Origin of the sequence: Leifsonia sp. NPDC058230 (assembly GCF_042882245.1) — a bacterium.
Classification (GTDB): domain Bacteria; phylum Actinomycetota; class Actinomycetes; order Actinomycetales; family Microbacteriaceae; genus Leifsonia.
In genome coordinates this window covers 467,002-489,434 of sequence record NZ_JBHVWM010000002.1, presented here as the reverse complement: position 1 = coordinate 489,434, position 22,433 = coordinate 467,002, and the positions used below count along the sequence as shown (strand labels likewise).

The 22,433-nt window shown below is 69.1% G+C and carries 21 protein-coding genes, 1 tRNA gene and 1 pseudogene; 15 read left to right on the top strand and 8 right to left on the bottom strand.

Annotation, left to right across the window (positions count from 1 at the left end):
• The first annotated feature begins 43 nt into the window (after window positions 1-43).
• Window positions 44-1,891, top strand: a complete 1,848-nt coding sequence (locus tag ACFVV0_RS07955; RefSeq protein ID WP_387060754.1) for an ABC-F family ATP-binding cassette domain-containing protein — start codon at window positions 44-46, stop codon at window positions 1,889-1,891.
• Between the two features lie 27 nt (window positions 1,892-1,918).
• Here the strand turns inward: ACFVV0_RS07955 and ACFVV0_RS07950 are convergent, their stop codons facing one another.
• Both ACFVV0_RS07950 and ACFVV0_RS07945 read right to left on the bottom strand, forming a co-directional pair.
• Window positions 1,919-4,429 (bottom strand): CDP-glycerol glycerophosphotransferase family protein, encoded by a 2,511-nt coding sequence (locus ACFVV0_RS07950; RefSeq protein ID WP_387060752.1) that lies wholly within the window; start codon window positions 4,427-4,429, stop codon window positions 1,919-1,921.
• Between the two features lie 74 nt (window positions 4,430-4,503).
• On the bottom strand, window positions 4,504-5,007 hold the full coding sequence (locus tag ACFVV0_RS07945; RefSeq protein WP_387060749.1) for a MarR family winged helix-turn-helix transcriptional regulator: 504 nt from the start codon (window positions 5,005-5,007) through the stop codon (window positions 4,504-4,506).
• 84 nt (window positions 5,008-5,091) lie between these two features.
• Here ACFVV0_RS07945 and ACFVV0_RS07940 point away from each other — a divergent pair.
• From ACFVV0_RS07940 to ACFVV0_RS07925, 4 genes are all read left to right on the top strand, one after another.
• Window positions 5,092-5,163, top strand: a tRNA-Gln gene (locus tag ACFVV0_RS07940).
• Window positions 5,164-5,192: 29 nt separating this feature from the next.
• On the top strand, window positions 5,193-6,617 hold the full coding sequence (glmU, locus tag ACFVV0_RS07935; protein WP_387060746.1) for a bifunctional UDP-N-acetylglucosamine diphosphorylase/glucosamine-1-phosphate N-acetyltransferase GlmU: 1,425 nt from the start codon (window positions 5,193-5,195) through the stop codon (window positions 6,615-6,617).
• Window positions 6,618-7,595 (top strand): ribose-phosphate diphosphokinase, encoded by a 978-nt coding sequence (locus ACFVV0_RS07930; protein WP_387060743.1) that lies wholly within the window; start codon window positions 6,618-6,620, stop codon window positions 7,593-7,595.
• 3 nt (window positions 7,596-7,598) lie between these two features.
• Window positions 7,599-8,627, top strand: coding sequence for a DUF2891 family protein (locus ACFVV0_RS07925; protein ID WP_387060740.1), 1,029 nt, complete (start codon window positions 7,599-7,601; stop codon window positions 8,625-8,627).
• Here the strand turns inward: ACFVV0_RS07925 and ACFVV0_RS07920 are convergent.
• From ACFVV0_RS07920 to ACFVV0_RS07895, 6 genes are all read right to left on the bottom strand, one after another.
• A complete protein-coding gene (locus tag ACFVV0_RS07920; RefSeq protein ID WP_387060737.1) occupies window positions 8,587-8,943 on the bottom strand; it encodes a hypothetical protein in 357 nt (118 codons plus the stop codon). The genes ACFVV0_RS07925 and ACFVV0_RS07920 overlap by 41 nt on opposite strands.
• Before the next feature lie 114 nt (window positions 8,944-9,057).
• Complete coding sequence (locus ACFVV0_RS07915) at window positions 9,058-9,387, bottom strand: DUF202 domain-containing protein (protein WP_387060734.1); 330 nt, start codon at window positions 9,385-9,387, stop codon at window positions 9,058-9,060.
• 18 nt (window positions 9,388-9,405) lie between these two features.
• Window positions 9,406-9,759 (bottom strand): YidH family protein, encoded by a 354-nt coding sequence (locus tag ACFVV0_RS07910; protein WP_387060731.1) that lies wholly within the window; start codon window positions 9,757-9,759, stop codon window positions 9,406-9,408.
• Window positions 9,760-9,761: 2 nt separating this feature from the next.
• Window positions 9,762-11,165 carry an NADP-dependent phosphogluconate dehydrogenase gene (gndA, locus tag ACFVV0_RS07905; protein ID WP_387061771.1) on the bottom strand — a complete coding sequence of 468 codons (1,404 nt, stop codon included), beginning with the start codon at window positions 11,163-11,165 and terminating at the stop codon, window positions 9,762-9,764.
• Between the two features lie 144 nt (window positions 11,166-11,309).
• Window positions 11,310-12,725 (bottom strand): glucuronate isomerase, encoded by a 1,416-nt coding sequence (uxaC, locus tag ACFVV0_RS07900; RefSeq protein ID WP_387060730.1) that lies wholly within the window; start codon window positions 12,723-12,725, stop codon window positions 11,310-11,312.
• A gap of 21 nt (window positions 12,726-12,746) precedes the next feature.
• Window positions 12,747-13,766 carry a LacI family DNA-binding transcriptional regulator gene (locus ACFVV0_RS07895; protein ID WP_387060727.1) on the bottom strand — a complete coding sequence of 340 codons (1,020 nt, stop codon included), beginning with the start codon at window positions 13,764-13,766 and terminating at the stop codon, window positions 12,747-12,749.
• A 188-nt stretch (window positions 13,767-13,954) separates the two neighbouring features.
• On the opposite strand from ACFVV0_RS07895, the pseudogene ACFVV0_RS07890 reads away from it, so the two are divergent.
• The 10 genes and pseudogenes from ACFVV0_RS07890 to ACFVV0_RS07845 form a co-directional block, all read left to right on the top strand.
• Window positions 13,955-14,074 (top strand): annotated as a pseudogene (locus ACFVV0_RS07890) (carbohydrate ABC transporter permease); the annotation flags it as partial.
• A gap of 37 nt (window positions 14,075-14,111) precedes the next feature.
• Window positions 14,112-14,954 (top strand): sugar phosphate isomerase/epimerase family protein, encoded by an 843-nt coding sequence (locus tag ACFVV0_RS07885; protein ID WP_387060724.1) that lies wholly within the window; start codon window positions 14,112-14,114, stop codon window positions 14,952-14,954.
• Window positions 14,951-16,123, top strand: coding sequence for a Gfo/Idh/MocA family protein (locus ACFVV0_RS07880; RefSeq protein ID WP_387060721.1), 1,173 nt, complete (start codon window positions 14,951-14,953; stop codon window positions 16,121-16,123). The genes ACFVV0_RS07885 and ACFVV0_RS07880 overlap by 4 nt, the downstream gene beginning before the upstream one ends.
• Entirely contained in the window at window positions 16,120-16,992 is an 873-nt protein-coding gene (locus ACFVV0_RS07875; protein ID WP_387060718.1) for a sugar phosphate isomerase/epimerase family protein, read from the top strand. Before ACFVV0_RS07880 ends, ACFVV0_RS07875 begins: the two co-directional genes overlap by 4 nt.
• Window positions 16,989-18,371, top strand: coding sequence for a mannitol dehydrogenase family protein (locus tag ACFVV0_RS07870; protein ID WP_387060715.1), 1,383 nt, complete (start codon window positions 16,989-16,991; stop codon window positions 18,369-18,371). Before ACFVV0_RS07875 ends, ACFVV0_RS07870 begins: the two co-directional genes overlap by 4 nt.
• Window positions 18,372-18,373: 2 nt before the next feature.
• Window positions 18,374-19,621, top strand: coding sequence for a D-mannonate dehydratase ManD (gene manD, locus ACFVV0_RS07865; RefSeq protein WP_387060711.1), 1,248 nt, complete (start codon window positions 18,374-18,376; stop codon window positions 19,619-19,621).
• A gap of 19 nt (window positions 19,622-19,640) precedes the next feature.
• Entirely contained in the window at window positions 19,641-20,201 is a 561-nt protein-coding gene (locus ACFVV0_RS07860) for a gluconokinase (protein ID WP_387060708.1), read from the top strand.
• Window positions 20,202-20,435: 234 nt separating this feature from the next.
• Complete coding sequence (locus ACFVV0_RS07855) at window positions 20,436-21,056, top strand: 50S ribosomal protein L25/general stress protein Ctc (protein WP_387060705.1); 621 nt, start codon at window positions 20,436-20,438, stop codon at window positions 21,054-21,056.
• An 8-nt stretch (window positions 21,057-21,064) separates the two neighbouring features.
• Entirely contained in the window at window positions 21,065-21,646 is a 582-nt protein-coding gene (pth, locus tag ACFVV0_RS07850; RefSeq protein ID WP_387060702.1) for an aminoacyl-tRNA hydrolase, read from the top strand.
• 57 nt (window positions 21,647-21,703) lie between these two features.
• Window positions 21,704-22,408, top strand: coding sequence for an alpha/beta fold hydrolase (locus tag ACFVV0_RS07845; protein WP_387060699.1), 705 nt, complete (start codon window positions 21,704-21,706; stop codon window positions 22,406-22,408).
• The last annotated feature ends 25 nt before the right edge of the window (window positions 22,409-22,433 follow it).

Sequence of the window (22,433 nt, the reverse complement as noted above, 5' to 3'; positions counted from 1 at the left end):
GCCGCGCGACCCGGCAGGCAACCGCCGGTAGGCTGGAAGACTCATGGCACACCTCCTCGGCGCTGAGTCGCTGCATCTCGAATACCCGACCCGCGTCATCTTCGACAGCGTGACCGTCGGCATCAACGAGGGCGATCGCGTCGGTGTCGTCGGCCGCAACGGCGACGGCAAGTCGACGCTGCTCTCCCTGCTGTCGGGTCGCCTCGAGCCCGATGCCGGCCGGGTCACCCGGCGACGCGATGTGAGTGTCGGGATGCTCGACCAGGGTGACGAGCTCGACCCTGCGCTGACCGTCGGCGCGGCCATCGTCGGTGAGCTCGACGAACACGTCTGGGCGGGGGATGCGCGGGCGCGCGACGTGCTCGGCGGTCTCGTCGCCGACATCCGCTGGGACGCCACGGTCGCCGACCTGTCGGGTGGGCAGCGGCGGCGTGTGGCGCTGGCTGCTCTCCTCGTGCAGGACCACGACATCCTGTTTCTCGACGAGCCCACCAACCACCTCGACATCGAGGGAGTGGCCTGGCTGGCCGCGCACCTGAAGAAGCGGTGGCCCGCCGGTTCGGGCGGACTCGTGGTCGTCACCCACGACCGGTGGTTCCTCGACGAGGTGTCGACCGCCACCTGGGAGGTGCACGACCGCATCATCGAGCCGTTCGAGGGCGGGTACGCCGCATACATCCTGCAGCGCGTCGAGCGCGACAGGATGAACGCGGTCATGGAGGGCAAGCGCCAGAACCTGATGCGCAAGGAGCTCGCCTGGCTTCGCCGCGGTGCGCCCGCCCGCACGTCGAAGCCGAAGTTCCGCATGGATGCCGCCTACGAGCTGATCGAGAACGAACCGCCGCCCCGCGACACCGTCGAGCTGAAGCAGATGGCGTCGTCGCGTCTCGGCAAAGACGTCGTCGACCTCCTGGATGTGTCGGTGGTCTTCCCGGTGCGCGGGGAGCCGGATGCCCCGACGCAGAAGACGGTGCTGCACGAGGTCGAGTGGCGCATCGCACCGGGCGAGCGCACCGGCGTGCTGGGCGTGAACGGTGTCGGCAAGTCGACGCTGCTGAACCTGATCGCCGGAACGCTCGAGCCGACCAGCGGACGGGTCAAGCGCGGAAAGACGGTCAAGATCGCCACGCTCACTCAGCAGCTCGGCGAACTCGACGACGTGATGAACGAGCGCGTCAGCGAGGTCATCGCCGGCAAGCGGACCACCTACCTCGCCGGTGGCAAGGAGATGACGCCGGGACAGCTGCTGGAGCGGCTCGGCTTCACGAACGCGCAGCTATCCACACCGGTGAAGGACCTGTCGGGAGGCCAGAAGCGGCGGCTGCAGTTGCTGCTCATCCTGCTCGACGAGCCCAACGTCCTCATCCTCGACGAGCCCACCAACGACCTCGACACCGACATGCTCGCCGCCATGGAAGACCTCCTCGACTCGTGGCCGGGAACGCTCATCGTCGTCTCGCACGACCGGTATCTGATCGAGCGGGTCACCGACCAGCAGTACGCGATCATGGATGCGGCACTCCGGCATCTTCCCGGCGGCGTCGACCAGTACCTGCAGTTGCGCAGGACTCAGGGCGCGATGACCGGGGGTGGGGCGACGGCACTCGAAGCGAACACCGCGGCGCGCGCATCCGGAACGTCCACGAGTGCGGCCGCACCCTCGCTCAGCGGCGCCGACCTGCGCAGCGCGCAGAAGGAGGTCGCCTCGATCGACCGCCGGCTGGGCAAGCTGGCCGGACAGGTCGCGTCGAAGCACGAACAACTCGCTGAGTACGATCAGAGCGATTACGTCGGCATCGGCGCGATCACCGACGAACTCCGGGCTCTCGAAGAGGAGATCGCCACGCTGGAGACCCGGTGGCTGGAACTGTCGGAGCAGCTCGAGGATTAGCGCCCGCGCCGTCGGAGACCGGGACGGTCAGGCGACGGGTGCGTCCGCCTTCGCCCCGATCGCTCGGTAGAACTGGTCGACGGCCTTGCGGTTGTAGGCCGCGAAATCGAACGCGCTGGCCGGAACCTCACCGCGGAGGAAGGCTTCGAGGCCAGCGGCGACGCCCTCGTCCGACTGGGGGACCACGAGGCCGGAGCCGGCCGGGAGGGCGTTCTTCGCCGAGGCGAACTCGACCGTCACGATCGGCAGGCCGAGCACGAGGGCTTCGAGAATGACCATCGGCTGGCCCTCGTAGTCGCTGGAGAGCACGAAGCAGTCGGCGTGCGCCATGATCGCGTGCGGGTTGCGCTGCATCCCGGTGAGGAAGACGGCGCCCGAGAGACTGAGGGAGTCGATCAGCGTTTCGAGCTCGCCGGCCAGCGGTCCTGAGCCGACGATGACCAGCCTGGTTGCCGGATGCTCGGCATGCACCCCGGCGAAGGCGCGGATGAGTCTCGCGTGGTTCTTCTCGGGGGAGAGCCGCCCGACGCACACGAAGGTGGTCACGTCGTCGTCCGCGAGGAGGGCCTCGGCCCATTCGGGGTTCGTGCCGGTCTCCTCGTCGAAGGTGATCTCGTGGAGGTCGGCCCTGGCGTTCTCGAGGATGTGCTCGGCGTCGACCGTGTTGAGCGCCGAAACGAACTTCTCCGGTGCGGAGTACTCCGCCAGGCCCTCGCGATTGATGTCGGCGAGAGTGGGAGAGACCGAGACGAGATGGTCGTACTGCGGGTAGAGCGTGAAGACCTGGGTGAGGCTGTGCAGCATCTTCTTCTCGCCGCCGACCTCGCGGTGCGCATCCGATGCCAGATCGTTGTGCAGCCAGATCGAGCGCACGGCCGCGGGGGAGTGCAGAAGCAGGATCGACCAGAACGGACCGTAACCGGAGAAGTCGATCACGTAGTCGAACTCGGTGTCGCCGAAGCAGCGGAACCACTCGTCGTCCCACAGCCGGTTCTGGGTCGGAACGTTCCCGTGCTCGGCGGTGCGCCCGCGGCGGAACTCGAGGTGGCGGGCGAGCTGCCGCAGCTTGGCCCCGTTCATGCCGCCGACCCGCGGGAACTGCCGCACATTGGGGTTGATCTGCTTCTGCTTGGCGATCGTCGCCCGGGAACGGCTCTGGGCGAAGAACGCCGAGACGTCGTAGCGGCTGTGGTCGATGTTGTTGAGCAGGTTGAGGGCCGAGGTGGTGATGCCGTTGGGGCGCATCCCGCCGAGATAGAGCAGGATCTTCTGGCGGCCGTCCTCGGCGAGCCCGGTGCGCAGTCGATAGCCTTCGCGGGCGCCGCGGAACACGATGTCGACGATGCGCCGGGAGGCCGCGCCGTCGTCGTACGGCGTGAACCTGCGCTGCATCGCGAGATAGCGTTCGCGCGACTCCTCGGGCACGGCGTCGCCGGCATCCGCGATGCGAGCGAGTTCTTCGCCCAGCTCGCGCGCCGACATCAGCACAGGCCCCGGCCATTCGTCGGGCTCGAAGTAGAGTCCGCGCGTTCCCGCGTAGTCGGCCAGGTCGGGCGTGAAGAACAGGATCGGGCGACCCGTCTGAAGGAAGTCGAAGAAGATGCTCGAGTAGTCGGTGACGAGGATGTCGGTGACACCGAGCACGACGTTGGTGGGGATCTCGTTCGGAACGAGCATCCGCTTCAGCTCCGGTCGGTGCCTGGCCAGCTTGTGCACGCTCTGGTGCGTCTTCAGCAGCACGGCGTAGCGGCTCGTGTCGATGCGATCCTCGATGGCGGCGATGTGCTCGAGGATCTCGTCGAGGTCGTCGGTCGGGCGGCCGAACGACGCGCCCTTCCAGGTGGGCGCGTACAGGATGACCTTGCGGTCGCCGAGCGGGAGCCCGGCCTCGATGAGCCGACGGCGGGCGGATGCGCGCCCGGCGTCATCGAGGAACTGCCGGTCGATCCGCGGGTAGCCTTCCTCGACGAGGGTGCCGCGGTAGACGCCCGCCATCTTGTATGCCGTCTCGTACATCTGGTCGGCCATGAACGAGTTCGCAGCGAGCAGGTAGTCGGCGGCGACGAAGTTGCGGACGATGTTCGCGGTGGCGAGCGCTCCGTCTTCGATGTCGTAGCCCATGCGCTTCAGCGGCGTGCCGTGCCAGGTGTTCAGGTAGACCTGCCCGGGACGCTTGCCGAAGTCGGGAGGGAACGTGGCGTTGTTGACGAGGTACTGACTGGTCGCCAGGGCGCGGTAGTAGGCGGGGGAGCCGTACCGCACGAACGAGACCCGGGGGTCGTCGGCGAACTCGTCGACCGCCGCCTTGGACTGATGCAGGTCGGACAGTGCCCAGATGTGGGTCAGATGGCTGAGATCGGGGGCGGCGAGCAGCTCGCGGAAGATGGCCTCGGGGTTGTCGAGCATCCCGTTGCCCGAGAACGACTCGTAGAAGACGGAGCCGTTGACGATGGGCTGTCGCCGCCAGTAGGCGTGGATCTCGTACCGCGCGGCACGTTTGACGCGGGACGGGAGGCGCTTCAGTCGGGAGAGTCTCATCGCCTGCGAGCATATGTGAGCCGGATAACAGAGTGCTGGGAGCGCCCTTTCAGCGGACTGGGACCCGGATGCGCTCAGCTCTCGACGTCGAAGTCGAGGCTGAGCTTGCGGAGCAGACCGGCGAGGCGTTCCTGATCGGACGAGGAGAGCGAGGCGAGGAGCTCGGACTCCGCGTCGACCAGGCGGGTGATGGCCGCGTCGACGCGGGTGAGGCCCTGAGAGGTCATCTGCACGAGGATGCCGCGGCCGTCGTTCGGATCGGTGCGACGCTCGACGAGCCCGCGCGAGACGAGGCGGTCGATGCGGTTCGTCATCGTGCCGCTGGAGACGAGGGTCTGCTGCAGGAGCGCCTTGGGGCTGAGCTGGTACGGCGCTCCCGCCCGGCGAAGCGCGGCGAGCACGTCGAACTCCCACGACTCGAGGTCGGAGCGTTCGAACGCGGTGCGCCGGGCGCGGTCGAGATGGCGCGACAGGCGGGCGACACGGGAGAGCACCTGGAGCGGCGAGAAGTCGAGGTCGGGGCGTTCGCGCAGCCAGGAGTCGACGATGCGGTCGACCTCGTCGCGTGCGTCAGGCATCCCCCCATGCTATTTGCTCGGGATGCACGCGGATGGCCGCCCTCCCGGGAGAGTCTGGCAAACTGTACGAGCGCATTGTCGCGGTCCGCCTTGGTGTAATGGCAGCACGACAGCCTTTGGAGCTGTTAGGTCTAGGTTCGAGTCCTGGAGGCGGAGCGTACCCGCCATCGATCTCCGGGAGAACCATGACCGACCAGAACCTCGCCATCGTCGTGCTCGCGGCCGGGCAGGGGACGCGGATGAAGTCCGCGACGCCCAAGCTGCTGCATCCTCTCGCGGGCATGCCGATCATCGGTCACGTCCTCGCGACGGCGCGGGAGCTCGACGCGGCGCATGTCGTCTCGGTCGTGCGCCACGAACGGGACAGGCTGGTGGAGGTCATCTCGGCCGATCTGCCGCAGAGCATGATCGTCGACCAGGATGATGTACCCGGCACCGGCCGCGCGGTCGAGCTCGCGGTGGCGGCGCTGCCGAGCGACTTCGACGGCGATGTGCTCGTGGTCAACGGCGACGTTCCGCTCCTGGACGCGGAGACGCTGCGCGGCCTCGTAGAGAAGCACCGGGCGGGTTCGGCGGCGGCGACCATCCTCTCCTCCTTCCCGGCGGATGCGACCGGCTACGGCCGCATCGTCCGCACCGCCTCCGGCCACCTCGACCGCATCGTGGAGCACAAGGACGCGACCGACGCCGAGCGGTCCATCGGCGAGATCAACGCCGGGATCTACCTGTTCGGTCTCGCCCAGCTCCGCGATCAGCTCGCCGCCCTCACGACCGACAACGTGCAGGGCGAGAAGTACCTGACCGATGTGATCGGGCTCCTGCGTCAGGCGGGCTTCGACGTGGATGCGCTGCCGGTGGCCGAGTCGTGGCTGGTCGAGGGCATCAACGACCGTGCCCAGCTGAGCGACGCAGCGGCCAAGCTCAACGCCCTGCTGGTCCGCACCTGGCAGCTCGCCGGCGTGACCGTTCAAGACCCGGCGACCACCTGGATCGACGTCAAGGCCAAGCTCGCCCCCGACGTGACGATCCTGCCGGGCACGCAGCTCCGCGGCGCGACGGTCGTCGAGACCGGCGCGGTCATCGGGCCGGACACGACGCTGCTCGACTGCGAGATCGGCGAGGGAGCGACGGTCAAGCGAACGGATGCGACCCTGTCGGTCATCGGCGCCGGCGCGACGGTCGGCCCCTTCGCCTACCTCCGCCCGGGAACGATCCTCGGGGCCGACGGCAAGATCGGAACCTTCGTCGAGACGAAGAACGCGAAGATCGGTGCCGGCACCAAGCTCGCGCACTTCAACTACGTGGGCGACTCCGAGGTCGGGGAGAAGTCGAACCTGGGCGCGGGCGTCATCACGGCCAACTACGACGGCGTGAACAAGCACCGCACCGAGATCGGCTCACATGTTCGGGTCAGCACGAACACCGTGTTCGTCGCGCCGGTTAGGATGGGTGACGGAGCGTACACCGGAGCCGGGACCGTCGTCCGCAAGGACGTCCCCGCAGGGGCTCTCGCCCTCACGGTCGCCCCGCAACGGAACATCGAGGGTTGGGTCGCGCAGAAGCGGCCGGGCACCGACGCCGCCAAAGCTGCGGAAGAGAGCGGAGAGTAAGTGTCAGGGATAACCACCACCGGACAGAAACGCCTGGTTCTGATTTCGGGGCGTGCGCATCCCGCCCTCGCCGAGCAGATCGCCGAGAACCTCGGCAGCGAGCTCGTTCCCACCGACTCCCGCACCTTCGCCAACGGGGAGATCTACGCCCGTTTCGACGAGAGCGTGCGCGGTTCGGATGCGTTCGTCATCCAGTCGCACACCTCGCCGATCAACGAATGGCTGATGGAACAGCTGATCATGGTCGACGCGCTGAAGCGTGCCTCCGCCAAGCGCATCACCGTCGTCGCCCCGTTCTACCCGTACGCCCGCCAAGACAAGAAGGGCCGCGGCCGCGAGCCGATCTCGGCCCGGCTGGTCGCCGATCTCTTCAAGGCCGCCGGTGCCGACCGCATCATGTCGGTCGACCTGCACGCCGCTCAGATCCAGGGCTTCTTCGACGGCCCGGTCGACCACCTGTTCGCCATGCCCGTCCTGCTCGAGCACATGCGCAAGGAACTCGACCCCGCAACCCTCACCGTGGTGTCTCCCGACATGGGCCGCGTACGCGTCGCCGACAACTGGAGCGACAAGCTCGGCGTCCCGCTGGCGATCATCCACAAGCGCCGTGACCCGCTCATCCCGAACCAGGTGTCTGTGCACGAGATCGTCGGGGATGTGCACGGTCGCGTCTGCCTGCTCGTCGACGACCTCATCGACACCGGTCGCACGATCGTGAAGGCTGCCGAGGCACTCAAGGCCAACGGCGCGCTCGGCGTCGTCGTCGCGGCGACGCACGCGGTGTTCAGCGACCCCGCCGTCGAGCTGCTGCAGAGCGACTTCATCGATTCCGTGGTCGTCACCGACACCCTGCCGCTGCCGGAGCACAAGCAGTTCGAGAAGCTCACGATCCTCCCGATCGCGCCGCTCCTGGCGAACGCGATCCAGCAGGTCTTCACCGACGGCTCGGTCACGTCGATGTTCGACGGGGCCGCTTAGGCGGTGACCGACCGGCGCACGCTCCTCGCGCCCGGGTACGCGCAGATCGTGCTCGACAACCTCGGGCGCGCGTATCCGTACGCCTCCCATCACGTCGCCTCGAACGACGCGGATTCGCGGCGGAGTCCACGCGAACTGCATCCCGCATTCGCGACGTCGTTCGACTGGCACTCCTGCGTGCACATGCACTGGCTCGGGGTGTCGCTGCTGGAGTTCGGCCTCGGAGAGCAGTCGTCCGCGCCGTTGCGCGCCGCGCTGGGCGCGAACCTGACGCCGGAGAAGCTCGCGGTCGAGGTCGAGTACCTGCGCGCGCATCCGGGCTGGGAGCGCCCGTACGGCTGGGCGTGGCTGGTTCGGCTGGCGGCCGTCTGCGTTGCGTCCGACGATGCGGGCATCCGGGGTTGGGGCGAGGCGTTGCGCCCGGCCGCCGACGCAGTCGCCGAGCTGGTCTCGGGGTGGGTGGAGCACGCGGAATGGCCCGTGCGACACGGGGTGCACACCAACTCGGCATTCGGCCTCGGGATGCTGCTGGACGCTTTTCGCGACCTGGGCCACGCATCCGGAGCAGCGACGTGCGAGACCGCCGCGATCCGTTGGTTCGGGAGCGATGCGGCGCTGGATCACGCGGGGGAGCGCAGTGGTCAGGACTTCCTGTCCGCCTCCCTCAGCGAGGCCGACCTGATGCGGCGGGTGCTGCCCGCCGCCGACTTCGCCGCCGCATTCGAGGCACTGCTTCCGGACGTGAACGCAGACTCGCTGGTGCTCACTCCTGCGGTGGTGCTCGACGAGACCGACGGATACCAGGTGCACCTGCACGGGCTGAACCTCTCGCGGGCCGGTCAGGTCGCGCGGATCGCCGCCGAGCTGGGGGACACCCCGGTCGCCGCGGTGCTTCGTCGATCGCACGGCCGGCTGCTCGAGGCGGGACTGGCGGCAGTCGTGACGCGCGAGTACCAGTCGTCGCACTGGCTGGCGTCGTTCGCGTGGGACGCTATGCGGCCTGTCGGAACTGGTGCGGAGTCGAGGGGATGAGCCCGAGCGGGGCGACGAAGGTCGCGTCGCCTTCCGTGTTCAGCGCGTAGCACTGCCAGCCCGGACCGACCGGCCCCAGGAGTTCGAAGCGCGCCGACGACGAGACGGCATCCGGTTCGTACTGCCTGACGTACACGGCACAGGTGTTCGTGGCGGTGTTCGTGGCGATGCTGATCGTGACGAGAACGCCCGGGAGGATGAGCGCCACCAGACCCATGACGACCACGACGCGGGTGGCGATGACCATCCGTCGTCCGCGGAGCGGCCGTTCGAGTGGCTCGTAGCCGTCGAGTTCGGGATGGTCGTCTAACGTCATTCTTCGAGTTTCGGCGTCCGGGGCTCGCTTCGCAACCGGCGACTCGCGTCAGATCGACCTTCCCAGCACTCCTGAAGGTCGATTCGCCGCGACTCGGCGGCGGAAACGGGCAGGTCAGTGCGCGACGAGGACCGAGGCGACCCCGGCCGCGCAGGCAAGGAGGGTGATCGCCGCCGTGAGCGCGATCGCGATCGTCGGCGCGGCCGGCGGTACGGCCTTCGTCTGCCCGGCCAGGGCACGACCGCGGTGAGTGCCGTAGATCATGGCGGCGATGGCGGCGAGCACGAGGATGACCCCGACCGCGATCAGCACCGGCTGGCCCGAGACCCACCCGGTGCGGAGGGAGAGCAGGGCGTTGACCACGATGACAAGCGCCGTGCGCGTCCACGAGAGGGCCGTGCGCTCGCCCTGCAGGCCGGGATCGCGAGCGGGAGGGGTGGTCATGGCTGCGCGCGCATCCGGTCAGTGCACGACGAACAGCACGGCGACGATCGCCGCGATCAGCAGCACGGCCGCCGACAGCAAGGGGATGGCGACGGTCGTCGGCAGGCGCCGGTGGTTGCGCATCGCGATCTCGTTCGCGCGCCAGCGCACGTAGGCGATGACGCTCAGCACAGCGGAGAGCACGCCGAGGCCGACCGCGAGGATCACGACGACGACATGCGGGCCGAGCTGACTGGAGAACTGTTCGAGAACGACAGCGCCCGCCAGAAGGGCGAGCGCTGTGCGCACCCAGGCCAGGAAGGTGCGCTCGTTAGCGAGCGAGAACCGGTAGTCCGGCTCTTCACCTTCCTGGCGCCAGGCGGGTTCCCGCACGGTCAGTGACTCGAGCCTTCGGTCTCGATCTCGCTGCGGTCGCCCGACCACAGGGTGTGGAAGACGCCGTCGCGGTCGACGCGCTTGTAGGTGTGGGCGCCGAAGAAGTCGCGCTGGCCCTGGATGAGGGCGGCGGGCAGACGTTTGACGGCGAGCGAATCGTAGTAGCTCAGCGCTGCACCGAATCCGGGGATCGGAACACCCGAGAGCGCGGCCGTCGAGACGACACGACGCCAGGCCGCCTCGCCCTCGGCGATCGCGTCGGCGAAGTACGGCGCCTCGAGCAGCGTCGCGATGTCGGGGTTCTCGTCGTAGGCGTCGGCGATGCGGTTGAGGAACTGGGCGCGGATGATGCAGCCGCCGCGCCAGATCTTCGCGATCTTGTCTTTGTTGATGTCCCAGCCGTACTTCTCGGCTCCCGCGATGATCGCGTCGAAGCCCTGCGCGTACGCGACGATCTTCGAGGCGTACAGCGCCTTCGAGACGTCGTCGGCGAAGGAGGAGTCGACCTTCTGCACGTCGGGACGGGATGCGACGACCTTCTGCACGGCCTCGCGCTGAGCGGGCTTCGAGGAGACGGCCCTGGCGAACACGGCTTCGGCGATTCCGCCGACCGGCACGCCGAGGTCGAGTGCGTTCTGAACGGTCCAGACGCCGGTTCCCTTCGAGCCCGCCTCGTCGAGCACGATGTCGACGAACGGCTTGCCGGTCTCGGCATCCACGTGTCGCAGCACCTCGGCGGTGATCTCGATGAGGTACGACTCGAGGTAGCCCTTGTTCCACTCGGTGAAGACATCCGCGATCTCTGCCGGCTCGTGACCGCCGACCGTGCGGAGCAGGTCGTACGCCTCGGCGATGAGCTGCATGTCGGCGTACTCGATGCCGTTGTGGATCATCTTGACGAAGTGACCGGCACCGTCGGTGCCGACGTGGGTCACGCACGGCTCGCCCTCGGCGACGGCGGCGATCGACTCGAAGATGGGGCCGAGGGTCTTGTACGACTCGACCGAGCCGCCGGGCATGATCGACGGGCCCTTGAGGGCGCCCTCTTCGCCGCCCGAGATGCCCGTTCCGACGAAGTGGATGCCCGTGGGTGCGATGCGCTTCTCGCGCGCGATCGTGTCCTGGAAGTTCGCGTTGCCGCCGTCGACGATGATGTCGCCCGGCTCGAAGCGCTGGACGAGCTGCTCGATGACCGCATCCGTGCCTGCGCCGGCCTGCACCATGATGATCGCGGTGCGCGGCTTGGCGAGCGAGGCCACGAAGTCGTCGATCGACTCGCCGGGGATGAAGCCCGCCTCCGGATGCTCGGTCATGAGCTCGTCGGTGCGTGCCCAGGTGCGGTTGTAGACGGCGACCTGGTTGCCTTCGCGTGACGCGAGGTTGCGGGCGAGGTTCGAGCCCATCACCGCCAGACCGACGACGCCGATGTTGGCAGTTGCGTTGGTGTTTTCCGGCACGATCTCTCCTTCGAAACAGACTTTTCTCAAGCGTACCGGGCGGCGCAGCGCTGCCCCTTCACTATTGCGGGCGACGGAGGCGCGACGGCCTCAGCCGAGCCGGAACGTGGCGCGGGGGATGTCGGAGACGAGGCGGCCGGCGATGGTGAACGCATCCTCTTCGGCCAGCTGGTGAGTCGCGACCAGTGAGGCGAGGAAGGTGGAGTCGACGCGGCGGGACATGTCGTGCCGCGCCGGGATCGAGCAGAACGCGCGGGTGTCGTCGATGAAGCCGCTCGTCTTGGTGAACCCGGCGCTGTCGGTGATCGCCCGGCGGTAGCGCAGGATGGCGGCGGGCGTGTCGAGGAACCACCAGGGAGCTCCGGCATAGACCGACGGGTAGAAGCCCGCCAGCGGTGCGATCTCGCGCGAGAAGGTCGTCTCGTCCACCGTGAACAGCACCAGGCGGAAGGTCGGGTCGGTGCCGAAGTCGCGCAGGATGGGCGTGAGCGGCTTCGTGAAGGCGCCGACGGCCGGCAGGTCGTGGCCGGTGTCGGGGCCGAACGCGTCGAACGTCGGCTGGTGGTGGTTGCGGAGAACGCCCGGGTGCAGCTGCATGACGAGCCCGTCCTCGCTCGCCAGCTCCGCCAGTCGGTAGAGCATGTTGTTGCGGTAGGCGACGGCGTCGGCGGCGGTGAGGGTCCCGTCGATCGCGGAGCGGTGGATGCGCTCGGCGTCGGAGTGCGACAGCGGCTCGCTGCCCGCATCCCGCACCCCGGTGTCCGTCGAGGTGCCGCCTGCCTCGATGAAGGCCTGCCGGCGCACCCGCAGCGCCTCGAGCAGACCGGCGTAGCTGCCGGTGTCGACGCCCGAGCGTGCGGCCAGGGCGTCGAGCCTGCCGCGCCAGGTCGGCTCATCCGGGTGCATGTAGCGGTCGGCGCGGAAGGTCGGCAGAACGCGGCCGGCGAAGGTCGGTTCGTCGCGCAGAGCGAGGTGGGCCGAGAGATCGTCGGCGGGGTCGTCCGTCGTGGCGAGCACCGCGATGCGGAAGCGGTCGAACAGCGCGCGCGGGCGGAATTCGGGCCGGGCCATGGTCTCGCTCAGCTGGTCGTACAGGTCGTCGGCGTTGGCCGCCGTCGGCTGCTCGGTGAGCCCGAACACCTCGCTGAACTCCGACTCGAACCAGAACCGCACGGGAGTGCCGAGGAAGACGTCCCAGTTCTCGCAGAGCCGCCGCCAGATGGAGCGACCGGATGCGGTGGGGGCGGCGCCGTCGCGGCCGAGGCCGAGCTCCTCCAGCGGAACGCCGACGGCGTGCAGCATCCGGGTCACGTAGTGGTCGGGCGTGATGAGCAGCGCGGCCGGGTCGGGGAACGGTTCGTCGTCGAGCAGCATCCGCGCGTCGATGTGCCCGTGGGGGGAGTAGATCGGCGCGTCGGCCACGCTCGCGTGCAGCCGGCGCGCCAGCTCCCGCTCGCCCGGGTCTGCGGGGAACAGGCGGTCGGGGTGGGGTGCGAGCGCGGTCATGCGCATCCTTTCGGGTGAGGGCTAGCGCCGTACGGGGCCGGTCGAGGCCCGCACGGTGAGATGGGTGGGAAGGGTCGCGGTCTGTCGCGCGCCGACGGCGGTGGGCTCGTCGAGCCGGCCGAGGAGCATGGAGACGGCGGTGCGGCCGGCCTGCTCGATCGGTGCGGTGAGCGTGGTCAGCGGGGGGTTGCAGAAGTCGGCTCCGAAGATGTCGTCGCATCCGACGATGCTGATGTCGCCGGGGATGCTGACGCCGCGTTCCCGGAACCGGGCGAGCATCCCGATCGCCAGCAGGTCGTTGAACGCGATGCAGGCGGTGACGCCCGCGTGCAGGATGGCGTCGGCCGCGGCCGCACCGGCGTATTGCCGCGGCGCGAACGGACCGAGGCGCGTTGCGGTGACGCCGTAGCGCTGAGCCGCCCGGGCCATCGCCCGCCAGCGTCCCTCGTTGGGCCACGACGTCTCCGGACCGGAGACGTACGCGATGTCCTGGTGGCCGAGCGAGACGAGGTGGCCGACCGCCTGCTCGATGGCGCTCGGAGTGTCGATGAAGACGCTCGGAACGCCCCGGGTCTGGCGGTTGATGGCGACCAGGGGGATCTCGGCCGCGAGAGCGGTGAGCCGGCGATCGGTGAGGCGGGAGGCGGCGAGGATGGCGCCGTCGAAGGAACGGCGGAGCTTGTGCAGCATGCCGTCCTCGAGTTCGTCGGACTCTTCGGTGTCGACGAGGATCTGCGTGTAGCCGGCTGCCTTCAACTGCTGCTGCGTGCCGCGGATGATGCCGAAGTAGAAGGGGTTCGTCACATCCGAGACCAGCACCGCGATCGCACGGGTCTTGCCGCTGGTGAGGGCCCGGGCGTGGGAGTTCGGAACGTAGTTCAGCGCGCGTGCGGCTTCTTCGATGCGCTCGCGCGTGATCGGGTTCACCCGGCCCGGATTCGAGAGGGCGCGGGAGACCGTCGAGGTGGCGAGACCCGTCGCCGCGGCGACGTCCGCGAGGGTCGCGGGGCGCTCCGACCCCGCTCCAGCGAGAGGTTGCATGAGCACATCACACCACAGGATGGCAATTTTTGGCAATCGGTTGCCAACCCTTGCCACGCCGCATAGTGTCCTCACCAGTAATCCTCGCCTGCACCGTTGAGGGTGCCCACCTCACCTCCCGTCTCAAAGGAGAGTCACGATGAGATCACGAATCGCGCTCGGCGCGGTCGCGGGCCTCGCCGGCGGCCATCGTCGTCTCGGGCATCTTCGCCTTCATGCTCGGCTGGAACGACGTGCTGTTCGCCTCGGTTCTGACCAATCCGGAGACCCGCACGGCCGCTGTGACCCTGCAGGTGTTCGGAGCAACCGCTACCTCGTCGGTGGCCTGACCTCTGGAGGAGTCACGTGAGTGACGTCGAATGGGCACTGTCCGGTTTCGGAGATGAGATCGACCCCGATCCGGTCGTGCAGGTCGCGGTGCTCCAAGCACTCGGCGCCAACCACATCGAGGTCCGGAGCGCCTGGGGTGTGAACATCGTCGACCTCGACGGTGAGCGGCTCGACGGCTTGGCCGGCATCTTCAGGGAGCGGGGGATGGGCGTCTCGGCCATCGCCTCGCCGATCGGCAAGGTCGATGTGCAGCTCCCGGTCGAGCACGAGGTCGAGCGCCTGGGACGCGCGATCGCCGCGGCCAAGCGGCTGGGCGCTCCGTACATCCGGCTCTTCTCGTTCTACCGCGGCGACGGTGTGCCGGTGGAGAGCATCCGGGACGATGTGATGGTGCGGATGCGCGCCCTGGCCGATGCGGCCGAGGCCGCCGACGTGATCCTCCTCCACGAGAACGAGAAGGACATCTACGGAGACACCCCGGAGCGGTGCCTCGACATCGTCGAGTCGGTCGGCTCCGACCACCTCAGGCTCGCCTGGGACAGCGCGAACTTCGTGCAGGTCGGCGTCGCGCGTCCGTTCGACGACGGCTACGCCGCACTGCGACCGCACTTCGAGTACCTGCAGGTGAAGGATGCCCTGGCCGCGTCCGGCGAGGTCATCCCCGCCGGCGAGGGAGACGGCCAGCTGCTCGAGACGCTCACCGCACTGCGCGACGACGGGTACACCGGGTTCGCCTCGCTGGAACCCCACCTCACCGACGTGAACGCCCTCGGCGGCTTCTCCGGCCCCGAAGCCTTCGGCCGCGCCGGCCGCGCCCTCCGCCGCCTCACCGAAACGATTGGAGTCGAGCTCGTATGAGCGAAGCCACCACACCCCTGACCGTCGCCATCGTCGGCTGCGGCATCATCGGCCTCAACCACGCGCGCGCCATCGCCCGTCACCCGGAGCTGACCATCACAGCGCTGGTGGACGCGGTACCGGCCGCCGCGACCGCGCTCGCCGACCAGGTCGTCTCCGAACTGGGCATCCCGCGCCCCGCCGAATTCGTGACGCTCCCGGATGCGCTCGCCGCCGCACCGGTCGACCTCGTCGTCATCTGCACCCCGAGCGGACTGCACGTGCAGCTCGCCGAGGAGGCGCTCGCCGCAGGCACGCACGTGGTCATCGAGAAGCCGCTCGACGTATCGATGGACAGGGCCAGGCGCATCCTGGAGCTGGCGCGCGAGGCCGAGAAGCAGGGTCTCGTGGTGTCGGTCATCAGCCAGCACCGCTTCGACCCGTCGTCCGTCGTGGTGGCGCGGGCGGCCCACGACGGAACCTTCGGCCGGGTGACCAGCGGCCTCGCATCCGTCGCCTGGTGGCGCAGCCAGGAGTACTACGACTCCGGGCAGTGGCGCGGCACGTGGGAGCTCGACGGCGGCGGCGCCGTGATGAACCAGGGCGTCCACACCGTCGACCTGCTCGTCTGGTTCCTCGGAAAGCCGGTCGAGGTCTTCGCCCAGACAGCGCTGCTCGCGCACGATCGCGTCGAGATCGAGGACATCGCTGTCGCCACGGTGCAGTTCGAGTCCGGCGCTCTCGGGGTGATCCACGCCACCACGGCTGCCTACCCGGGTCTCTCCGTCCGTCTGCAGGTGCACGGCGACCGCGGCTCGGCGATCATCGACAACGACCAGCTCGAATACTTCGGCGCCGCCGATCCGGATGCCGTCGACCCGAGCGGTGCATCCGTCACGAACCGTGCTGCCGAGCTCGTGCCGGCCGGCGAGGTGCGCGGCGGCGACCGCGGACCCGACCGGTTCATCGAAGGCCATCTCCGCCAGTACCGGGACGTCGTCTCGGCCATCCGGGAGCAGCGCGCCCCCGGAGTAACCGTCGAGGATGCGTTCGGCTCCCTCGCCGTCGTGCGCGCCCTCTACCTCTCGGCGACGCTCGGCCGCGCGGTCGCGGTCGACGAGGTCATCTCCGGCGCGCTCGACTCCGTGACGGTCAGCACCGGCTGCGCGCAGAAAGAAGCAAGCAAATGAAGTTCTCCGTATTCACCGCATCCACCCCCGACTGGACTCCCGAGGAGGCCGCGCAGAACCTGGCCGCCCAAGGGTGGGACGGCATCGAGTGGCGGGTCACCGACCAGTCGGACGCTGCTTCGCCCGGCTTCTGGGCAGGCAACCGGGCGAACTGGCCTCTCACCGGCCTGGAGGATTCCCTCGACGAGATCGCGCGGATCACTCGTGACGCCGGCCTCGAGTACTCCGGACTCGGGGGCTACGCGCGCAGCGACGACCACGAGAACGTCGACCGGATGCTCGCAGCCACCGCCGCCCTCGGCGCACGCCAGGTGCGGGTCACCATGCCCCGCACCGACTCGGGCGAGTACCGCGAGCTCTTCGCCGCCGCCCGCCGCGATGTCGCCCGCGCGGCGTCCCGCGCCGCCGAGCTGGGCGTGAAGGCCCTCATCGAGTTGCACCACGAGACGATCACGCCCTCGGCCTCCGCGGCCTTCCGGCTGGTGGACGGCCTGGATCCGGAGCATGTCGGAGTCATCCACGACCTCGGCAACCTCGTCATCGAGGGGCAGGAGAGCCATCGAGCGGCCTTCCAGCTGCTCGGCCCGTACCTCGCGCACGTGCACGTCAAGAACGTGCGCTGGGTTCCGGGGGAGCCGGAGACCGACGGCACCGTGCGCTGGCACCACGAGTGGGCGCCGATGCGAACCGGGCAGGCGGACGTCGACGCCTACTTCACGGCGCTGCACGAGGTCGGCTACGACGGCTGGGTCACTTCCGAAGACTTCTCGACCGAGCTCCCGCTGCGGGAGCGCACGCTGGGCAACCTCGCCTACCTGCGGGAGGTCGAGTCCCGCACCCGCGGGTTCGTCCGCGAGAGCTCGTCATGACACCGCCCCGGCGCACGGTGCGTCATCCGGTCCGCATCGTGCACCTGGGGCTGGGTGCGTTCCACCGTGCGCACCAGGCCTGGTACACCCAGCAGGCGAATGAGGCGGCCGGCGGGTGGGGCTGGGGGATCGCGGCCTTCACCGGGCGCAGTCCCGAGGCCGCGCGCATCCTCGCGGCACAGGATGCGGTCTACACCCTGGTCGAGCGCGGCCCGGAGGCCGACACCGCGGCGATCGTCGAGAGTCTGAGCGTGGTCGCCGACGGCGCCGACGCGGACAGGTGGCGGAACGCCGTGGCGGATCGCGCCGTCGCGGTGCTGACACTGACTATCACCGAGGCGGGTTACCGGCCGACGTCCGCCGCGCTGGACGCCGACCTCGCATCCCTCAGCGCCGGCGGCGCAGCCACGACCGCGCCGGGCCGCCTCGTCGACGGCCTTCGCGCCCGGCGGAACTCCGGTGCCGGCGGGCTGGCCGTCGTGAGCTGCGACAACCTTCCCGACAACGGCCGGGTCACGCGCGAGGCGGTGCTCGGCCTGGCCGTCTCGCTCGATCCCTCGCTCGCCGAGTGGATCGACGCCGAGGTCTCGTTCGTGTCCACGATGGTCGATCGCATCACCCCGGCCACCACGCCGGACGACCGCGAGACCGTCCGCGAGCTGACCGGATACGACGACGCGGCACCGGTCGTGACCGAACCGTTCAGCGAGTGGGTGCTCAGCGGGGACTTCCCGGGCGGTCGTCCCGGATGGGAGTCCGGAGGAGCCCGGTTCGTCGCCGACATCGAGCCGTTCGAGCGCCGCAAGCTCTGGCTGCTGAACGCCGGCCACTCGCTGCTCGCGTATCTCGGACTGCTTCGCGGGCACCGGACCATCGCCGATGCCATGCACGATACCGTCTGCGTCGCCGCGCTCGAAGAGCTGTGGGAAGAGGCGCGCACCGAGCTCCCCTTCGACGACGACACGATGCAAGCGGCGACCGCCGCGCTGCGCACCCGCTTCTCCAACGCGCGCATCGAGCACCGGCTCGGCCAGATCGCAGCCGACGGCTCGCAGAAGCTCGGGCCGCGCATCCTGGACCCCGTGCGCTCACGGCTCGCTCACGGCAGTGCGCCCGGTCGTGCCGAGACCGGCGTGCTCGCCGCGTGGATCCTGCACCTCCTCGACGGTTCGTCCACCGACGCCGGAGCGATCGACCTCGTCGCCCGCCTGCTCGTGCACCCGGACGACGACGCCCGGCTCGCCGTCGAGGCCGTGCGTGCCCTCGCCCCCGACCTGGCCGACGATCCCAGCGTCACCGAACCCGTCCGTCACCATCTCGGCGCCCTCCGCGCCGACCGATCCTTCGCCACCGAACAACCATCACAAGGAGCCCTCTGACAATGCGTATCACTTCCGCCGATGTCCTCGTCTCGAGCCCCGGCCGCAATTTCGTCACGCTGCGCATCACCACCGAAGACGGCTTCGTCGGTCTCGGCGACGCGACGCTGAACGGTCGCGAGCTCGCGGTCGCCGCCTATCTGAGCGAGCACGTGGTGCCGTTGCTGATCGGCCGGGACGCGCACCAGATCGAAGACACCTGGCAGTACCTCTACCGCGGCGCGTACTGGCGGCGCGGCCCGGTGACGATGGCGTCGATCGCCGCTGTCGACACCGCCCTGTGGGACATCAAGGCCAAGGTCGCCGGTCTGCCGCTCTACCAGCTGCTCGGCGGTCGCAGCCGGCGCGGGTGCCTCGTCTACGGGCACGCCTCCGGTGCCGAGCTCCCCGAACTGTTCGACTCCATCCGGGACCACCTGGAGCAGGGCTACAGGGCGATCCGGGTGCAGACGGGCATCCCGGGCCTCGGTTCGGTGTACGGCGTCGCGTCGTCGGCGAACGCCGCGGCCGGGGCAGGCGGCACCACCGCCCGCTACGACCACGAGCCCGCCCGTCGCAGCGCGGTCCCGGTCGAGGAGGAGTGGGACACCCGCGCATACCTGCGTCACGCGCCGACCGTGTTCGAGGCCGTGCGCAACGAGTTCGGGCCCGAACTGCCGCTGCTGCACGATGCGCACCACCGGCTCACGCCCATCCAGGCCGCCAAGCTCGGCAAGTCCCTCGAACCGTACGACCTGTTCTGGCTGGAGGATGTGACCCCGGCCGAGAACCAGGCCGTGCTGCGCCGGGTGCGCGAGCACACCACGACTCCGCTGGCCATCGGCGAGGTCTTCAACACCATCTGGGACTACCGGGAACTGTTCGAGGAGCAGCTGATCGACTACGTGCGCAGCCCCGTCACCCACGCGGGCGGCATCACCGGCCTGCGGCGGATCTTCGACTACGCCGCGGTCTACCAGATCAAGTCGGGTGTGCACGGACCGACCGACGTCTCCCCGGTCGGCCTGGCCGCGGCGATCCACCTCGGCATCGCCATCCCGAACTTCGGCATCCAGGAGTACATGAAGCACAGCGCGGCGACCCACGAGGTCTTCCGCACCACGTACAGCTTCGAAGACGGGATGCTCATCCCCGGCGAAGCGCCCGGCCTCGGCGTCGACTACGACGAGGTGGTGGCGAACTCCTTCCCCTATCAGGCGGCATACTTGCCAGTGAATCGTCTGCTCGACGGTTCCATGCACGACTGGTGACCAGAAGGAGCAAGCCCCAGTGAGTCCGTCCGGTGCCGACGCCGCCCATCCAGTTCCCGGGCCCGGCGTCCCGCTCGTCGCGCCGCTCGTCGTCGTCATGGGCGTCTCCGGGTCGGGGAAGAGCACCGTCGGGGTGCTGCTGGCCGAGCGGCTCGGCGTGCCGTTCGTCGACGGCGACGACCTGCATCCCGACGCCAATGTCGCCAAGATGGCCTCGGGCATCCCGCTCGACGACGACGACCGCTGGCCGTGGCTGGCGAACGTCGGGCGCACGCTGGCGGCGGCTGCCGGCTCGGGGATGGTCGTGGCCTGCTCCGCTCTGAAGCGCGAGTACCGCGCGGCCATCCTCGCCGAGGCACCGGATGCGCTCTTCGTCGAACTCGACGGGGGCCGCGACCTGGTGCAGCAACGCATCGGATCCCGCCGCGACCACTTCATGCCGGCAGCGCTCCTCGACTCCCAGCTGGCCACCCTTCAGCCGCTCGCCTCCGACGAGCCGGGCGTCCGCGTCCCCATCGACGGCACCCCCGCCGAGATCGCCGCCGCCGCTGCGACCAGCCTCGCCGAGCGCGTCGCCTGACGGCTCCTTTTCTGCGTGCGTGAGCATGGCCGCGCATCCGGTAGACTGATCCACTGAACTTCGGCGAGGGATGCGCGCGGTCACGTGCGCAATCCGTTATCGACGCGGTGGAGCAGGGCTTCGCAGTCTTTCCTCACACGTCTTTCATCAGAACGATGCGTTCGAGTCGACACACAACCAGACACTGCGAGCACTGCTCGCCCGACAGCCGGCCACGCCGGTAAGGAGTTACTCATGGCTGACGAGTCCAACAAGGTCGTCGCGGAAGTTCGCGACAGCTTCGGCAAGGGTGCGGCGCGCAAGATCCGCGCGGCCGGCAAGATCCCCGCCGTCATCTACGGTCACGGCACCGAGCCCGTGCACGTCACGCTCCCTGCGCACCAGGTCGGCCTGCTTCTCCGCAAGGCGAACGCCGTGCTCGACATCGAGATCCAGGGCGGCAAGAACCAGCTGACCCTCGTCAAGGACGTGCAGAAGGACCCGGTGCTCCAGATCATCGAGCACCTCGACCTCATCATCGTCCGCAGCGGCGAGAAGGTCTCCGTCGAGGTGCCGGTCCACGTCCTCGGCGACACCTACCCGGGCACCATCGCGGTGCTCGACGTCAACACCCTCCGTCTCGAGGTCGAGGCGACCCACATCCCGGAGAACATCGTTCTCGATGTGACCGACGCTGTCGAGGGCACGCAGTTCCACGCCAAGGACTTCACGCTGCCGAAGGGCGCCGTGCTGGCTGAAGACGAAGACCTGCTGATCCTGAACGTCATGATCCCGGCCGCCGCGCGCGGTGAAGAGGAAGAGGCCGCTGAGGCCGCCGCGGTCGCCGAAGAGGCCTCCGCCGAAGCTGCCGAGTAACCTCCTCGATGGATTCGCCCTGGCTCGTGGTCGGGCTCGGCAACCCCGGGCCCGGCTACGCAGCCACGCGTCACAACGTGGGTCAGATGGTGCTCGACGAACTCGCCGACCGCGGGCGTCTCACCTTCAAGACCCACAAGACGAACGCGACCGTCGCCGAGGGGCGCCTGACCCCCGGCGGCGAGCGGTTCGTGCTGGCCAAGCCGAACACGTTCATGAACGTGTCCGGCGGGCCGGTCGCACAGCTGCTGCGCTTCTACTCGCTCGACCCCTCGCGCCTGATCGTCGTGCAGGACGAGCTCGACATCCCGTTCGACACCATGAAGCTCAAATTCGGTGGCGGGCACGGCGGCCACAACGGCGTCCGCGATGTCATCGCCGCCATCGGCACCGGTGACTTCACCCGGGTGCGCGTAGGCGTCGGCCGTCCGCCCGGTGCGCAGGGCGCAGCCGACCACGTGCTCAAGGGCTTCTCCACGACCGAGCGCAAAACCCTCCCCAACCTCATCTCCGACGCAGCGGATGCGGTCGAGCAGATCGCCTCGGAGGGCCTCACCGCCGCACAGCTCAGGTTCCACACCGGTCGTTGACCCGTTGAGGGCAATCGTGCGGCTGGCGCACAGCCGAGCGGCGGTACTGTTCGATTCATGGAGTTGTTCACGCGCGAATGGGGCAGCGGCGACCGCCACGCGGTGCTGGTGCACGGCGCGATGTCCGACTCGCGCAACTGGCGCACGGTCGGTCCCGCCCTCGCAGAGCGGGGATACCACGTCGTCGCCGTCGACCTGCGTGGCCACGGTCACAGCCCCCGTGCCGACGAGTACTCGGCCGAACTGCTCGCGCAGGACGTGGTCGACACGGTCCCCGCGAATCCGGAGCTCGTCATGGGCCACTCGCTCGGCGGACTCACCGTCAGCCTCGCGGTCGAACGACTCGAGCCGCAGCGGGCGATCTACGTCGACCCCGCGTTCTCCGGGCCGGCGCTCGCCCGGTGGCAGCGGATGCTCGCGCCCGCGTTCCTCCGCAACCTCACCCGTGCATCGGCCGCCCGGATCGCGAAGCGCAACCCGCGGTGGGATCCGGCCGACGTCGCCATCGAGGTGGAGACGTTCAAAGCGTTCGACCCCGCCGTCATCCCGGTGCTGATCACGCCGGGGTCGTTGCGGGCCCCCGAACGGATGCATGTGCCCTCGTTGGTCGTGCTCGCCGACAAGTCGCAGCTCGTGAAGCCCGCTCTCGCCGGCCGGCTCGCCGAGGCGGGGTTCGAGGTGCGCATCGTGCGCGGCAGCGGCCACGTGATCAACCGTGACGACTTCGCGGGCTTCATGACCGCGCTGGACGGCTGGATCTGACGCTTTCGGGTGCAGTGTCGGCGCG